The 15,974-nt window shown below is 61.7% G+C and carries 12 protein-coding genes, 1 pseudogene and 2 riboswitches; of the genes and pseudogenes, 11 read left to right on the forward strand and 2 right to left on the reverse strand.

The features are described 5' to 3' along the window. Positions 1-18: 18 nt before the first annotated feature. From I7X09_RS09110 to I7X09_RS09125, 4 genes are all read left to right on the forward strand, one after another. Positions 19-456 (forward strand): helix-turn-helix domain-containing protein, encoded by a 438-nt coding sequence (locus tag I7X09_RS09110; RefSeq protein WP_124567623.1) that lies wholly within the window; start codon positions 19-21, stop codon positions 454-456. Positions 457-553: 97 nt separating this feature from the next. Next, positions 554-762, forward strand: a riboswitch (cobalamin riboswitch). Between the two features lie 159 nt (positions 763-921). Continuing rightward, a complete protein-coding gene (gene metE, locus I7X09_RS09115) occupies positions 922-3,186 on the forward strand; it encodes a 5-methyltetrahydropteroyltriglutamate--homocysteine S-methyltransferase (RefSeq protein ID WP_200316453.1) in 2,265 nt (754 codons plus the stop codon). 218 nt (positions 3,187-3,404) lie between these two features. Beyond that, positions 3,405-4,349: an alpha/beta hydrolase gene (locus tag I7X09_RS09120; protein ID WP_200316454.1), complete on the forward strand. Its 945-nt coding sequence runs from the start codon at positions 3,405-3,407 to the stop codon at positions 4,347-4,349. Then, the gene (locus I7X09_RS09125; RefSeq protein WP_200316455.1) at positions 4,346-5,413 is read left to right on the forward strand and encodes a quercetin 2,3-dioxygenase; all 1,068 of its coding nucleotides are present in this window, start codon (positions 4,346-4,348) and stop codon (positions 5,411-5,413) included. Before I7X09_RS09120 ends, I7X09_RS09125 begins: the two co-directional genes overlap by 4 nt. A 37-nt stretch (positions 5,414-5,450) precedes the next feature. Here I7X09_RS09125 and I7X09_RS09130 read toward each other — a convergent pair whose 3' ends face one another. After that, positions 5,451-6,107 carry a TetR/AcrR family transcriptional regulator gene (locus I7X09_RS09130; RefSeq protein ID WP_095968762.1) on the reverse strand — a complete coding sequence of 219 codons (657 nt, stop codon included), beginning with the start codon at positions 6,105-6,107 and terminating at the stop codon, positions 5,451-5,453. A gap of 237 nt (positions 6,108-6,344) precedes the next feature. Here I7X09_RS09130 and I7X09_RS09135 point away from each other — a divergent pair, with 237 nt between their 5' ends. Beyond that, positions 6,345-8,459 (forward strand): ABC transporter permease, encoded by a 2,115-nt coding sequence (locus tag I7X09_RS09135; RefSeq protein ID WP_200316456.1) that lies wholly within the window; start codon positions 6,345-6,347, stop codon positions 8,457-8,459. A 330-nt stretch (positions 8,460-8,789) separates the two neighbouring features. Next, on the forward strand, positions 8,790-9,476 hold the full coding sequence (locus I7X09_RS09140) for a phosphatase PAP2 family protein (RefSeq protein ID WP_166809291.1): 687 nt from the start codon (positions 8,790-8,792) through the stop codon (positions 9,474-9,476). Positions 9,477-9,536: 60 nt separating this feature from the next. Here the strand turns inward: I7X09_RS09140 and I7X09_RS09145 are convergent, their stop codons facing one another. After that, positions 9,537-11,135, reverse strand: a complete 1,599-nt coding sequence (locus I7X09_RS09145) for an ABC transporter substrate-binding protein (RefSeq protein WP_200316457.1) — start codon at positions 11,133-11,135, stop codon at positions 9,537-9,539. 341 nt (positions 11,136-11,476) lie between these two features. On the opposite strand from I7X09_RS09145, the gene I7X09_RS09150 reads away from it, so the two are divergent. The 5 genes and pseudogenes from I7X09_RS09150 (at position 11,477) to fahA (ending at position 15,801) form a co-directional block, all read left to right on the forward strand. After that, entirely contained in the window at positions 11,477-12,028 is a 552-nt protein-coding gene (locus tag I7X09_RS09150; RefSeq protein ID WP_124567629.1) for a MarR family winged helix-turn-helix transcriptional regulator, read from the forward strand. Positions 12,029-12,136: 108 nt separating this feature from the next. Next, positions 12,137-12,439, forward strand: a pseudogene (locus I7X09_RS09155) (MarR family winged helix-turn-helix transcriptional regulator); the annotation flags it as partial. Between the two features lie 109 nt (positions 12,440-12,548). Beyond that, on the forward strand, positions 12,549-13,748 hold the full coding sequence (locus I7X09_RS09160; protein WP_095968758.1) for a homogentisate 1,2-dioxygenase: 1,200 nt from the start codon (positions 12,549-12,551) through the stop codon (positions 13,746-13,748). Continuing rightward, entirely contained in the window at positions 13,745-14,614 is an 870-nt protein-coding gene (locus I7X09_RS09165; RefSeq protein ID WP_200317749.1) for a hypothetical protein, read from the forward strand. The genes I7X09_RS09160 and I7X09_RS09165 overlap by 4 nt, the downstream gene beginning before the upstream one ends. Further along, positions 14,611-15,801: a fumarylacetoacetase gene (fahA, locus tag I7X09_RS09170; protein ID WP_200316458.1), complete on the forward strand. Its 1,191-nt coding sequence runs from the start codon at positions 14,611-14,613 to the stop codon at positions 15,799-15,801. Before I7X09_RS09165 ends, fahA begins: the two co-directional genes overlap by 4 nt. 78 nt (positions 15,802-15,879) lie before the next feature. Further along, positions 15,880-15,973: riboswitch (SAM riboswitch) on the forward strand. The last annotated feature ends 1 nt before the right edge of the window (position 15,974 follow it).

Here is a 15,974-nt window from a genome sequence, read left to right on the forward strand (position 1 = left end):
CGGGGGAAGGGACGTCTCATGTCGAACCAGTTCAACGATCGCTTGAACTCGCTGTTCGAGACTGCCGACTTTCACGTCACCAACGCGATGGTCGTTCGCGGCATGACCGAGTTCGGTTGCCGCATCTCGACGCCGTACCTGTCGCAACTACGCACCGGCGTCCGAACCAACCCGTCACCCGAAGTGGTCGCTGCCCTCGCCCACTTCTTCAACGTCCATCCGGACTACTTCTACGCCCCGTCCGACCACACTCCACCGACCATCTCCGGTGGCGAAGCAGACCTCTCACTTCTCGAACAGCTGCACAACGTGCGCCTGCGAAACCTCACTGCTCGGGTCGTCGATCTCTCACCGTCTTCGCAGGATCTGCTTGTGGAAATGGCGGAGAATCTACGTTCCTCCGAGAATCTTCCGCGCGTACCACCGGACTCGAATTCCTACATGTCACGCGCGTAGCGCCCTTCGCCGACTCTCCTTGACTGCGCAGGGAGGGTTGGCCTTATGCTGATCGATGCAGCTGGTTCGCCCGGCACGGTCATGAGGAGCCCCGAAGACCGTTCCCGGCGTCGAAGCCCCGTCAGCGCAAGCTGACGGAGTGAGAGGGAACCCGGTGAAAATCCGGGACTGTCCCGCAGCGGTAAGCAGGAACGACCGCCGTTTATGTGCACTGGGCATCCGCCTGGGAAGCGACGGCCAGTAGGTTCGATCCAACTCGATCGAGTGCCCGCGAGTCCGAAGACCTGCCGACTGTGTCGGGCACGCCGTGCCCGACGGTCCACCGCCTCGTGGAATGGGCGTGTAGATCTCCATCGGACCTCGTGTGCGGTGCGGGCAGTACTGTCCGCCGAAACTCGAGGTCTCGTGAGGTGTACCCGTCTGCCGGCAGTGGCCATCAATGCATTGGCAATCTGGAGAAACTCCGTGACAACAACGTTCACTTCGACCGTGCTGGGCTCACCGCGCATCGGTCCTCATCGAGAACTCAAGCGGGCAACCGAAAGCTACTGGGCAGGGCGCATCGACGCCGACGCCCTGCAGGCTGTCGCCCGTGACCTCCGTCGGCAGGGCTTGGCCGACCTCCGTGACCTGGGCCTCGACTCCATCCCGGTCAATACCTTCTCCTTCTACGACCAGATGCTCGACACCGCAGTTCTTCTCGGCGCGCTGCCCGACCGCGTCGCGTCGGTCGCCGATCCGTTGGGCCGCTACTTTGCCGCTGCCCGTGGGACGGACACCATCGCGCCACTCGAAATGACGAAGTGGTTCGACACCAACTACCACTACCTGGTGCCGGAGATTTCACCGTCCACCACGTTCGCACTCGACCCGTCCAAGGTCTTGTCCGAACTCGCAGAAGCACTTTCCGACGGCATTGCAGCCCGCCCGGTCGTCATCGGACCGGTCACCTTCCTGCTGCTCTCGAAGGCTGTCGGCACAGACGAGCCGCTGCTCTCGCGGCTCGACGAACTGCTCCCCCTCTACGCGGATCTACTCGGTCGGCTCGCGAAGGCCGGCGCGGAGTGGATTCAACTCGACGAACCGGCTCTCGTAGGTGATCGCACCGACGAGGAAATCGAAGCGGCACGCGCTGCGTACGAACAGCTTTCGGCACTGACCGAGCGGCCGTCGATCCTGTTGGCGTCGTTCTTCGGCTCGCTGCGTGACGCGCTGCCCGCACTCGCGTCCACCGGTGTCGAAGGATTTGCCGTCGATCTGGTGGCCGGTCAGGATTCGATCGGCTCCGTCCCCGAACTCGCTCGCAAACTGGTCGTCGCCGGTGTGGTCGACGGACGAAACATCTGGCGGTCGGATCTGGATTCGGCACTGAGCACGTTGGGTGCTCTGTTGGGCAGCGTGGATACTCTTGCCGTCTCCACGTCGTGCTCCCTGCTGCACGTTCCGTACACTCTCGACGCAGAAGCCGATGTCGACAAGGCCCTACGCTCGTGGCTCGCGTTCGGCACCGAGAAGGTCAAGGAAGTGGTCACTCTCGCAACCGCTCTCACGCAGGGGCGAGAGTCGGTGGAGGACGAGTTCGCGCTGGCACGAGCTGCAGCGTCGACCCGCAAGGACGATCGCAGACTCAATGACGCGAGCGTTCGAGGCCGGCTGGACGCCGTTCTGAGCTCGGCGACCGGTCGCGCGCCCGCCGCCGAGCGCCGCGCTGCCCAGGACGAGTTGCTTTCTCTGCCACCGCTGCCCACGACGACTATCGGCTCGTACCCACAAACGTCGAAGATCCGTATCGCTCGCGCGGCGCTGCGCAAGGGCGAGATCGACGAAGCCGAGTACATCGAGCGCATGCGCGCCGAGATAGCCGAAGTTGTTGCACTCCAAGAAAAATTGGACCTCGACGTACTCGTTCACGGCGAACCGGAACGCAACGACATGGTGCAGTACTTCGCGGAGCAGTTGGACGGGTTCTTCGCCACCGCCAACGGATGGGTCCAGTCGTACGGTACCCGCTGCGTGCGTCCGCCGATTCTGTACGGCGACGTCTCACGTCCGAAGCAGATGACCGTCGACTGGATCACGTACGCACAGTCGCTGACAGACAAGCCGGTCAAGGGCATGCTCACCGGGCCCGTCACCATTCTGGCCTGGTCGTTCGTCCGCGACGACCAACCGCTCGCCGACTCGGCAAATCAAGTCGCACTGGCCATTCGAGACGAGACGGTCGATCTGCAGGCCGCCGGTATCGGAATCATCCAGGTCGACGAACCGGCACTGCGTGAGCTACTTCCACTGCGTGCTGCGGACCAGCCCGCCTACCTGGACTGGTCGGTCGGCGCCTTCCGGCTGGCCACCTCGGGCGTCGCGGATTCCACCGCCATCCACACCCACCTGTGCTACTCCGAGTTCGGAGCGGTGATCGGTGCCATCGCCGGTCTCGACGCGGACGTCACGTCCATCGAGGCTGCGCGATCACACATGGAGGTGCTCGACGATCTCAGTTCGGTCGGGTTCGACCTCGGCGTCGGTCCGGGTGTCTACGACATCCACTCGCCACGCGTGCCGAGCGTCGACGAGATCGCGGAGTCGCTACGCGAAGCACTCAAAGCTGTTCCGGTCGAACGATTGTGGGTCAATCCGGACTGCGGATTGAAGACACGGGGGCCGATCGAGGTCGAAGCGTCGCTGCGTAACCTCGTCGAAGCCGCGAAGGTGGTACGAGCGGAGCTTTAGGGGCAAGCCCCTGTGCGCCTTTCTGGTGGTGGCATTATCGGAAAGGCACACAGGGGGTCATGCCGTATGGCCGATCGGTCTCGAAGCATCGAAACGTAGGCTTCCGGATCTCTCCCTTTCCTGCTACCTTGCCTTACTAGACAGTGACCTAAGGAGAGGCCTTACAACCGCGAAAGCGACGACCCAGGCCCGGGTTCACGTCGAAGGAGTTCACCCACGTGGACACGGTTTCGACCGATGTCCGCCATTCCACGGTCGAGTACGCCCCTGGCTTACACCTCGACATAGTCCGTCCGAAGGACCCACCGCAGCCGTTGCCTGCGATCGTGTGGATCCACGGCGGTGGATGGCGGCTACAAGACCGCACGGCCTGCCCAGACCTCGCGAAGCATTTCGCTGCCGAGGGATACGTGATGGTCAGCATCGACTACCGGTTGGCACCGGACATCGTTCACCCCGGTCAATTGCTCGACGTTCGGCGCGCAGTGCGCTGGCTGCGAAGCAATGCCGCCGAACATCGCGTGGATCCGGATCGAATTGGACTCTGGGGATCGTCGGCAGGAGGGCACCTCGCGGCGCTTGCCGGCATCCATTCCTCGACCCTTCGGCTGGACCACGAAGAGGCCTCATCCGTCAGCTCTGCAGTCCAGGCCGTCGTCGACGGTTACGGCCCAGCAGATCTTCCTGCCCTGGTGAATCTTTCGTCGCCGATCTCAGAAGCCGAACAAGTATCGCCCGAGGCATCACTGTTGGGTGGACCGATTCGAGACAACCTCGCCGCCGCACGCGACGCGAGTCCGGCACTCGTAACCAAGGGCGGCACACCCCCGTTCCTGGTCATGCACGGGATCGAGGACACGATGGTTCCACACCACCAAAGCGTCAGCCTGTACGACTCGCTCGCCGCCTACGGAAACGACGTGATCCTTTATCTCGTGGACGGTTTCGGCCACGGTTTCTTCAACCCGGGCAACGTGCTGGAGCTGGGTCCTGGGCTCAGTCTCGATCAGGGGCACCTCGAGCGTGATCCGTCCGCGTCCGCAACAGTCCGAGCCTCCACCGACCGCGGGAGACGGTTCGTCGAACGCCACCCATGCGCGTCGTTCGCGACTATCGAAGCCTTTTTCTCTCGAACGCTGAAAGCAGGTGCGTCCCTCTCATGACCACATTCGACATTCCGAGTTTGGACGAGGTCCACTCCACCGTTCCCGAATCGGATTCTCTACCAGGGCGTTGCGTGCCTTACCACCTGTCCGCCGGTGAAGGCGAGCGATACCAACTAGGCGGTCAACTCCTCACAGTCATCGCCCGCCCGCAAGATACCGGTGGACAGTTCGGCGCCGCCTACGTCTACGGCGGCGCAGGTGTCGAGACGCCGTTCGTCGAGCACTCCGACGAATTCCGTTTCCTGTACGTCACCGACGGTCGACTCCAAGTCTGGCTTCCGGGCGAAACCAACATCCTCGTAGCGGGAGACGCCGTGTCGATCCCACCCGGCACGCCGTACGCGTACCGCATGCTCGCGCATCGCACGCGATTCCTGAGTTGGCTCACTGTCGGTGACGGACACAGTTGGGGCGCAGAATCGGGCACCGCCACGCAGTCGCACGTCTTCGACATCAGCGCTGACCAGAACGTTTCAGATGCGCGTCAGTCCGAACTTGCAGCGCAGTACGGAATTCGAGTTCTCGACCTGGAGAAGAAGGATCTTCCCTCGTCGTCGGGATCGATTTTGCCTCAGTCCAATTCGGCCTACGTCCTGCGAGCCGGCGAAGGTGACCGATGGGCGAGCATGGACCAACTCAACACTTATCTCGCACGCTCCCGAAACACGGATTCGACGTACTTCGCGATGCACACCAGTGGCGGCAAGAGTCCATACATTCCGTTGCATTTCCACCGTCAGCACACCGAGAACTTCTTCTGCCTCGAGGGCCGGATTCTGTTGCACGCGAACGGTAAGGAAATCCTTCTGACCAAAGGCGACTTCCTTCACGCACCTGCAGGCACCGTGCACAGTTTCTCGTTCGCCGGCCACAGCACCCAGATGCTCGGACTGCTGACCACCGGTGTGTTCGAGAAGTTCTTCGAATACATGAACCGCCCGACCGAGGCTCTCATCCACGTCGAAGGAGGCGACATGACCTTCCCTGGTGAAGGATTCGGGCGCGCTCGTGCCGAACTGGACCTGGAGGTCGTCGGGCCGCCCCCAACTCCCGGCGGATGAAGCGATGTGCGCTCACCTCCGATGACCATTCCCTGAACTAAGAGAGCGTGCCTGCCGAACGAGAGCTGAGAAAGTCGCCGACGGTGGTCACCGGCGCTCTGAGCATCCCCGCGCAAGCATCGATGAGGAAGTAGGCCAACCCGGTCCAGTTGGGCTCGATGGTGTCCTGCTCGAGGCGTGCCTCGTATTCGGCGCAGACGTCGGTGACCATTCGTCCCATGATCCAAGATCGACCGACGAGCACGGGCGCAGGAATATCCGAGAGGAGACCCATCGCCCGCTGAAACACTTCGTCGACCAGCGGATCCGACAGCATGGCAATGAGTTCGATGCCCGACGGCGCCGCCTTCAGTTGTTGTACGAGCCGTGCACGCCAGCTCGGACGAGGCAAGGACGCCAGTTGGTCGGTCCACGGGAGTATGAGGCAGCCCAACAGATCTCGGAGATCCGGGTCTTCGCCGAGTAGATCGGCGAGTTCACGGCGTCGGCGACGGGTGTCGTCGGTATGACGCTCGATCAACGCCCGAATGAGCTCGTCACGTCCGCCGAAGTGATAGGTCACAGCGGAGTGATTGGCACTACCAGTGCGCTCGGCGATGTGCCGGTTGGAGACCGCATCAACCCCTTCCCTGGCAAAGAGCTCCTCAGCTGCGTCCAGCAAGGCTTTCTTCACCCGGTCACCATGTTGTCCCATGCCTACTCCTCGTCGACTTCGTCTGCCGGGGTCGTTCGATACGCCTTCTCACCGATAGGGCAGACATCACTACCCTGCCTGTTTGAATTTTAAGACATGCGGCGTAACTTTATTTAAGACAGGACGCGTAATTCTGTTGGACGACGGTGGGCGTGTCCCATCGGCCCAACCGTGGATCCGCCCTGCCTGTCGCGACCGGATCGAGCAACACCTGCCCAGAGTTCGAGGAGTTCCACAATGCCCACCACTGCTTCTCCCGATGCCGAAAGTCCGCCAGAGGGGAACGCCGTGGCCGAAGCCGCCGCTCGCGCCCGAAAGGAGCAGATCGGCCGGTACGTGGCGATGATCTTGCTGCCCTTCTTGATGGTCGGAATGATGATCACCGGCTACTTGGTTGCGATGCACGCACCTGCCCCGAACAACATGCCTGTCGCAGTTGCCGGACAGACACAGCAGGCCGAACAATTTGCGGCAGCACTCGAAGCGTCCGATCCGTCGGCCGTGGACGTCCGGATCGTCGCCACTGACGAGGAGGCACGCCAACTCCTCCTCGACCGCGAGGTGTCCGGCGTCGTATCGCTGCACGCTACGGACCCCAACGCGACCGTTTACACCGCAAGTGCGGCCGGAGCTGCTCAGGTTTCCACGGTCACCGGACTGCTCGCTCCCCAGGTCCTTGCGCAAGGCGGCGATCTGACCGTCGAAGATCTCGCACCACTGCCGGCCCACGACCCTGCGGGCTTGGCCGCGATGTTCATGGCCACCGCTCTGATGCTTGCCGGTTACATGCCCCTGAGTATTACGCTGTCCAACTCGCCCGAGCTGTTGCGATTCCGCCGAGTCGTACCACTTCTCGCCGGATGGTCAGCGCTGATCGCAGCACTGGTGTGGTTGGTCGCGGGTCCGATCCTCGGCGCGGTCGAGGGGCATACAGCAGCAATCCTCGGGATCTCCTGGCTCGCCGTATTCGCTGTCGGTTCCGTGCAGTTGCTCCTCACCCGGATATTCGGCCCGTTGGCAGTGCTGGTCGGCATGTTGTTCGTGATGGTGCTCGGCGTCCCGGCATCCAACATGGGCATGTCGGTGTTCACGATGCCGTCGATCTACGCAACGTTGCACAGCTTTCTGCCTACCGCAGCCGCCGGCGAGGCCCTGCGCTCGGTGCTCTACTTCGGCGGCGACGGACTCGGCTCCCATCTGCTGGTCCTGGCCCTCGGCGCAGCGATTGCACTACTCGCAACACTGGGCGTCGACGCGCTGAAACGACGCCGCAACCCCGAGGCTGGTACTCCCGAGATCTCGATGGCATCGCTGACCGCACGGCCGCGACCTGCCAGCAACAAGGTTCGCTACGCCACCTTGGCGTTCTTCCCCTTCGCCATGGTCACGCTCATGCTTTCGGTCATGCTCGGTTCGATGTACCAGCCTGCTCCCCGGGACATGCCGGTCTCGGTGGTCGCGGCCACCACGGAACAGGCAGAACAAGCTGTCGCCGGCCTCGAACAGAACTTGGGCGGACTGTTCGATCTGCAGGCAGTCGGATCAGTGGACGAAGCCCGCAGCCTCGTTCAGGACCGCACAGTCACCGCCGCCTACGTCCTACCTTCGGCAGAGTCGCCCACCTCGACACTGATCACCAGTCAAGCCGCCGGAACGAGCCAACAGCAAGCAGTGCAATCGGTCTTCAAACAGGTCTCTGCCGGCCAGCACGTACAACTGACGACAGAAGATCTCGCACCGCTCGCCGACTCGGATTCCAGCGGCACGGTCAGCATGTACTTGGCGATGGGCTGGATCATGTCCGGCTTCATGATCATTGTCGTCGGCAGCAGCGCAGCGCCGGCAGTGATGAAATTGCGGACGCTTATTCCCGTTCTCGCAGGATGGTCGGTGTTCATGTCGGCCGTGATCTGGCTGATCGCCGGTCCCCTCGTCGGCACGATCGACGGTCACTTCTGGCAGCTTTTCGGCACCGGCATCATCGCGATCTTCAGTACCGCGTTGTTCACCACCGTGCTGGTTCGACTACTCGGACTCCTCGCAGTCATCCCGGCCGTCGGAGTTCTCATGTTTCTCGGAATACCGGCTTCGGGTGCCGCGATGTCGATCTACATGGAACCCGGGATCTTCCGCGTCCTACACGACGTACTGCCGATGCCCGCAGCTGTGGAGTCCGTCCGATCGATCCTGTACTTCGGTGCGGACACGGTCGGTAGTCAGCTGATGACCTTCGGAATCTGGGGAGCCATCTCCCTGCTGTGCGTGTTGCTCATCGACAAAGCTCGCGCCGACAAGGCTCGCCCCGCAGAGGCAACGGAACGTCCGTCGGATTCCGAATTCGCCACGGCGTGAGAGCCGGAACTCCCTGAAGGACAGGGATTCACGCCTGATAGCGCGAGCAAGAACGCTGCGACTGTCGGGGATCTGGACTGCGCGCTCCGACCAGGTCCTCGACAGGCGTGAGAAACAAAAGATCGGACCACCAGCGAATGCCGCGGAACAAATGCTGCAACGATCGCAGGCAGCCGAGCCGTCGAAGTGGCCTTCGGTGACTTCGCCTGGATGTGAGGGCGGGTAATGGGTGTTACTGGAATATCTACTCCTCGACAACTGCTGGGACCCTTGTGGTTTCGATCTCTGCAGGAGCAAGTTCGAGGGCGCGGACGAGAAGCGACAACACAGTTGGCGCTGATTACGGTGCTCTACCTGGGCTATCGCGCCGGACGGATCTTTGCCGCCGGCCAGGAATCACGAGCATTCTCCAACGCCCACGCTCTCGTGGACTTCGAGCGCGGAATGCATTTACCGAACGAAGCGTCACTGAATGCCTTCCTCACGCATTCCGATACCCTCGCGAGATTTGCGAACGGATACTACGCGAGCGTGCACTTCCCTTTTGCAATTGCCACACTGCTGTGGTTGTGGGTATATCGCGCGCAGTACTACACATGGGTCCGAAATGTCATGGCTGCCTTGACCGCAACGGCGGTTGTGATCCACGTGCTGGTCCCGCTTGCACCCCCGCGAATGCTGCCCGATCTCGGTTTCGTCGACCTCGCCACCCGATACGGGCAATCGGTCTACGGACCTCCAGACACAGATACCCTCTCGAACCAGTTCGCCGCGATGCCGTCGCTGCACATTGGATGGGCGCTGTTGCTGTCCATCGCACTGTTCCTGGCAATACGGTCTCGATGGCGTTGGGCCGTTCTCGCCCACCCGGTTGTGACCACATTTGTGGTGATCGCCACCGCAAATCACTATTGGTTGGACGGATTGGTCGCGACCCTCATCATGGTCATAGCGATGGCTTTCCTGACTTCCACCTTTCCTCGTCGCAACAGAGCCGATACCACGGGAGGGAGATGACGCCACTGAATTTGCTGTCACACAGTGCTGTTCACAGCGACAGCAGAAGGGGAACAGTGGTCAGCTCAACCACGTATTGCCGAAGAGCAGAATCCCGTCCGCACTCGGGGTCACTCCGTGGACGTTCTCGCGCCACGGGATGAAGACCTTGCCGGAGTTGACCACGGCCACCGGCGCCGTCTCGTTGACCACTGTCTGAATATCGTCGATGACGGCTCGCCGTTCATCCTCGCCCGACGCTGTTTGCAGCTTGCCGAGCAACTCGTCCATCCGAGCGTTCTTGTAGCCGAGGATGTTCGACGGAGATTCGCTGAACAGATTGCCGTACATGCGCACGAAGGGTGACTCTTCCAGCACGTTGAACGCGAAGTAGGACACGTCGTAGTCGTGTTTTGCATACAGCATGGAAATCAAATCGTTGATGCTGGTCGCGTAGGTGATGTCGACCGTGAAACCCACTGCCTGCAAGAGCGACTGAAACGTCAGCGCGCTGCGTTGCGTCGCCGGATCGTTCATTCCGACGTATGTCAGTTTTCCGTCGTAGCCGTCGGCCTTCGCCTCGGCCAGATACTTCTTCGCGGCCTCGGGATCGAAGCCGTTTCCGGCCACCGAACCATGCCACTGCGACCACGACGCGAACATGTCGGTGCCGGGTTCACCGAAGCCGCCTTGAACTCGCTCGTTGAACGTAGTCGGGTCCACCGCAGCGACAATCGCCTTACGCACACGCTCGTCTTTCGCTGCCCGATCGTCGCGCTGATTGATTGCCAGCACTCCGGCCATGCTGGCCGAGTACACGAATCCGGGATCGCCGGCTTCGAAAGCCTCGTGAATGAAATCGGGTGACTTCAAATAAGCAACCTGAATTCCGTCGGTGTGCAAGCCCTCGAGTTTGCTCTTTTCGTTGACGATTGCGGGAAAGCGCAACTTCTCGAGGTACGGCGCACCGTCCCAGTACGTCGGACGGGCCGTGAGCACCAATTCGTCCTGGGAAGCGAACTTCTCGACCGTGAACGGACCCGCTCCGACCGGGGTGAACGTACCGGTAGCCATCGACGAGGGTGCGACGATCATGCCGGGACCGGTGGTGAACATGATCGGGAACTCGTCCCACGGCTGAGCCAATGTGAAGACAACCGTACTCGGATCCGATGAATTCATCTCACGCACAGCGGTCTTCCACACCAGCGCGTGAGTACCCTTCTTCTGCAGATAGTGATCGATGCTCCACACGACTGCAGCGCTGTCCATCGGCGTGCCGTCACTGAAGGTGACACCGTCACGCAACTTCAATGTCCACACCGTGTTGTCGTCATTGGCCGACAAGGACTGTGCCAAGTGCGGAACATATTCGCCCGCCGCGGTATCGAATCGCATCAGAAGGTCGTAGATGGCTGCCATTTCGCTACCACCGGTAGCGCCGCCGTCCTGACGGTCAGCCGGATCGAGACTGCTGATCCCGTTGTACGTGGCAAACGACACCGTGCCACCCGAGCGTGGATCTCCCCCGTCGTTCTGGTCACCGACAACTCCGACCGTCACGTCCGATGCATCCGTCGTCGTACCTTGGCTGCTACCCGCGCACCCGGTCACCACCAGTGTCGCCGACGCCAGGACAACCATCCAGATTCGAGCGCGAGCTCGGCACGAGCGCTTCATTGTGACTCACTTTCACAGTTCACGGACGCGTCGATCCTTGAAACCGACACCCGACAGATTTGTAAGTGAATTCTAGGTAAGGACCAATCCTGCGTCCTTGTTTTCGTAAAGCTGAAGCGATAATTCGAATCTGGGGCGACAGAAACAAGACACGAATTCTAGAACCTTCTGAATCGGATCCGCCGACATCTCGACATGCGCCGCACCCAGAGGAAACTCGTCGCCACTCGCGCCACGACGGCTCAGGGCTGTCGCCGAATTGCCGGGTTTCCGAGTTTCGCGAGAACATCCACAATCTAGTACACACATTTATCAACCGTGAGCCACGCTAGGGTTAGGCCATGAATGAGCGAACAACCGATGACCAACCAACCGTCGGCGAGCTCAACTTCTGGTCGTTCATCGAACTGGCCAACAAACGACTGGCCACCGAACACGGCTTTCGCGACCAGCTGGCCACCGAGGTGCTCTTGACGCTCAATCGGGCCTCGAACGTGGTCACCTACGATCTCGAGTCGTCGATCCACCGCCCTCGCGGCTGGTCATGGTCGTCGTTCCGACTGTTGTTCGTCACCTGGCTGGCCGGTCCGATCGAGCCGAAGGCTGCCGCCGAACTCACCGGGATGAGCCGGGCCGCCGTCTCCAATCTGTCCAAGTCGCTACTGGCAGATGGGCTGATCGATCGCCGTCCCACCGAGAACGACGGACGCTCAGTCCAGCTGTACCTGACCGACAAAGGCCGAGAAGCCATGGTCGAAGCGTTTCGCGAGCAAAACGAACGCGAACACGCCTGGGTCAGCGTCCTGAGCGAGGCCGAACAGCGCATCCTTGTCATGCTCCTGGACAAACTGATCACCAACCGCAGCCAGTTCGACGTCCGCGGACGTAACTGACATAGACCCGAACCCCCTTGGAGGGTTGCGCCCATCACATCATTTTAGTTAATCTATTTACTATCTGGTGGAGGTGAGCCAGGCAGAACAGCACAGAAGGAGCCCCGTATCGAGCCGAAGGCTGCCGCCGAACTCACCGGGATGAGCCGGGCCGCCGTCTCCAATCTGTCCAAGTCGCTACTGGCAGATGGGCTGATCGATCGCCGTCCCACCGAGAACGACGGACGCTCAGTCCAGCTGTACCTGACCGACAAAGGCCGAGAAGCCATGGTCGAAGCGTTTCGCGAGCAAAACGAACGCGAACACGCCTGGGTCAGCGTCCTGAGCGAGGCCGAACAGCGCATCCTTGTCATGCTCCTGGACAAACTGATCACCAACCGCAGCCAGTTCGACGTCCGCGGACGTAACTGACATAGACCCGAACCCCCTTGGAGGGTTGCGCCCATCACATCATTTTAGTTAATCTATTTACTATCTGGTGGAGGTGAGCCAGGCAGAACAGCACAGAAGGAGCCCCGTCATGGCGTTCTATCGACAACTCGGCAACATCCCACCGAAGCGTCACACCCAACACCGTGACGAGTCCGGCAACCTCTACTACGAAGAACTGATGGGCGAGGAAGGTTTCTCCTCGGATTCTTCGTTGCTCTACCACCGCGAGATCCCGTCGGCCATCGTCGACGCAACAGTCTGGGAACTGCGCGATCAGAGCACAACCCCCAACCATCCCCTCAAACCGCGCCATCTGAAACTCCACACACTGTTTCCCGAAAGCGCCTGGAACGAGACCGACGTGGTAACGGGCCGTCGTCTCGTCCTCGGCAATGCCGACGTACGACTGTCCTACGTCGTTGCGGCAGCGCCATCTCCCCTGTACCGCAACGCAATCGGCGACGAGATGGTCTACATCGAATCTGGCGAGGCGACCGTCGAAACTGTCTTCGGCACACTCGAGGCCCGTGAAGGTGACTACGTCCTGATCCCGATGTCCACAACGCATCGATGGATCCCCAAGGGTGACAAACCACTTCGTGCTTACACCATCGAAGCGAACAGTCACATCGTCCCGCCCAAGCGCTATCTGTCCCGCTTCGGCCAGCTACTCGAGAACGCACCGTTCTGTGAACGAGACCTGCACGGACCGACCGCGCCCATGATCGCCGAAGGCACCGACGTCGAGGTTCTGGTCAAGCACCGTACGTCGGCGGGCATCGTCGGCACCCGAATGGTTTATCCCACGCACCCTTTCGATGTCGTCGGGTGGGACGGATGCCTGTACCCGTACACCTTCAACATCTCCGACTACGAGCCGATCACGGGCCGTGTTCACCAGCCGCCGCCGGCGCACCAGGCCTTCGAGGGGAACAACTTCGTGATCTGCAACTTCGTGCCTCGCAAGGTCGACTACCACCCCCTGTCGATCCCGGTGCCGTACTACCACTCCAACGTCGACTCCGACGAGATCATGTTCTACTGCGGCGGTGATTACGAGGCCCGTAAGGGTTCCGGCATCGGGCAGGGTTCGATTTCGATTCATCCCGGTGGCCACGCCCACGGCCCACAACCCGGCGCGTACGAGCGAAGCATCGGCGCCGAGTTCTTCGACGAGTTGGCCGTGATGGTCGATACGTTCCGGCCGCTCGAATTGGGAGAGGGAGCCTTGGCATGCGAAGACGGAGCCTACGCGTGGAGCTGGGCGGGACGGGGGCCGCAGCAATGACAATCGTCTCTCCCCTCCTGAGCGGCCTGTGCGACGACGCAGCACTCTTCCCACCCGGCAATGCCCCTCTGGCCGAGGCAGTTCCGGCCCACGCCGCCTACCTGAAGGCAGATTACGACGCACTGGTGGGGCCCTTCGTCTTCCCCGCGCCTCGACTGAGCGAACTGGCTGCGTACGTCTCAGCGGACAGCCCAGTGACGCTGAGCCTGACCGTGCCGGCCGGTCCAGCCGATACCGCGGCCGCGCTGTCGAACGCGCTCGCCATCCCCGGCGTTCGCGTCGCCGCCGTCGAAGTGGGAATTCCCGACGGGCTGGAGGCCGATGCCGCCTTCGCGGAGCTCGCCCGTGTCCATGCCGCTCATCCCGACATCGCTATTTTTGTCGAGGTGCCCCGAGGCTGCCGGCGCGCCGACTATCTCACGGCTCTCGAAACCGCAGGGTACTCCGCGAAGTTTCGCACCGGAGGCATTGTCGCCGAGGCGTACCCGAACGAGGACGAACTCGCCGATGCGCTGATTTCCGTCGTCCGAGCGAATATCCCGTTCAAGGCGACTGCGGGACTGCACCACGGTGTGCGCAACACCGATCCCGAGACGGGCTTCGAACAGCACGGCTTCCTCAACATCATGGTGGCCGTCGACGCTGCGAGGCGGGGCGCCGATCGTTCTGAAGTTGTTGCTGCACTGGCGCAGCGCGATGGCGAGTCGATCGCACGGGCACTGGCCGACCTGACCGAAGACGAGGCAGGCGAAGTGCGTCGCCGATTCCTCTCGTTCGGTACCTGCAGCATCTCGGACCCTCTGACCGAGCTGGAAGGCCTCGGATTGATCGTCCGCTCCGACAAAACCGAAGGAACTCTCGTATGACCGTCACGACCATCGACATTCCCGCCGACTCACTGTTCGGTCTCGGCAATCTGCCGTACGGGGTCTTCTCCCCTGCAGGCGGGTCACCGCGCGTCGGCGTGCGGGTCACCGACTCGGTCGTCGATCTCGCAGCGACACTGGGTGATTCCGTCTTCGCCGAACCGACCCTGAACGCATTCATGGCTCAGGGCCGAGATCAGTGGGTTTCGGTGCGGAACCGGATCACGGAGCTCGTGACCGGCGAAATAGACTCGGATGCCGTGTTTTCCGTCGACTCGGTGACCCTGCACTTGCCGATAGCGGTGGCCGACTACGTCGACTTCTACGCCTCGGAGAATCACGCAACCAACCTCGGGCGGTTGTTCCGCCCGGACGCCGCCCCCTTGATGCCGAACTGGAAGCATCTTCCCGTCGGATACCACGGGCGCTCGAGCACCGTCGTCGTCTCCGGCACCGACATCGTTCGTCCCTGCGGACAGCGGAAGGCACCCGATCAGGAAAGCCCGGACTTCGGACCGTCGCGTCGCCTCGACATCGAAGCCGAGATGGGATTCATCGTCGGAACTCCCTCGAAGATGGGCGATTCCATCACCCCGGACGAATTTGCCGAGCACGTCTTCGGCGCCGTCGTCGTGAACGACTGGTCTGCCCGAGACATCCAGGCGTGGGAGTACGTGCCCCTCGGTCCGAATCTGGGGAAGAGTTTCGCGACGTCCATCTCTCCGTGGGTTGTTCCGTTGCTCGCGCTCGAAGCAGCCCGAATCGACACTCCAGTGCAGGATCCCGAACCGCTTTCCTACCTGCGCGGTGAAGAGAAGTGGGGCCTGGACATAGATCTGGCCGTGGAGTGGAACGGCCACGTCGTTTCGCGACCTCCGTACGCCCAGATGTACTGGTCGCCCGCGCAGATGCTCGCGCACACCACCATCAACGGCGCAGCGGCGAGCACGGGCGATCTCTTCGCGTCTGGAACCATTTCCGGGCCGGACAAGGATCAGCGCGGCGCCTTCATCGAACTGACCTGGGGCGGAAAAGAACCCGTTGCAGTTGGCTCCGAGACTCGCACGTTCCTCGAGGACGGCGACACCATCTCCATCTCGGCCACCGCTCCCGGGGTCGGCGGTTCACGCATCGGCTTCGGCAATGTTCACGCGCGGATCCTGCCTGCAACGCAAACTGGAAGATAACGATTGACAACTGTTTGATTCACGCTGATCTGATGTCCGGAATTCCTTGCCTCACGATTCTCCGAAGATAAGCTGGACTAACCATCCAGAGCGATCGAGAGTCCTGGCTCCCTGACGTCGCAGCAACCCCCTCTACTGAGGTGCGGGTGCTTTCCGCCAGGTCCGATGGAGGA

Origin of the sequence: Rhodococcus sp. P-2 (genome assembly GCF_016598535.1) — a bacterium.
In the GTDB taxonomy this organism is placed as follows: domain Bacteria; phylum Actinomycetota; class Actinomycetes; order Mycobacteriales; family Mycobacteriaceae; genus Rhodococcus_F; species Rhodococcus_F baikonurensis.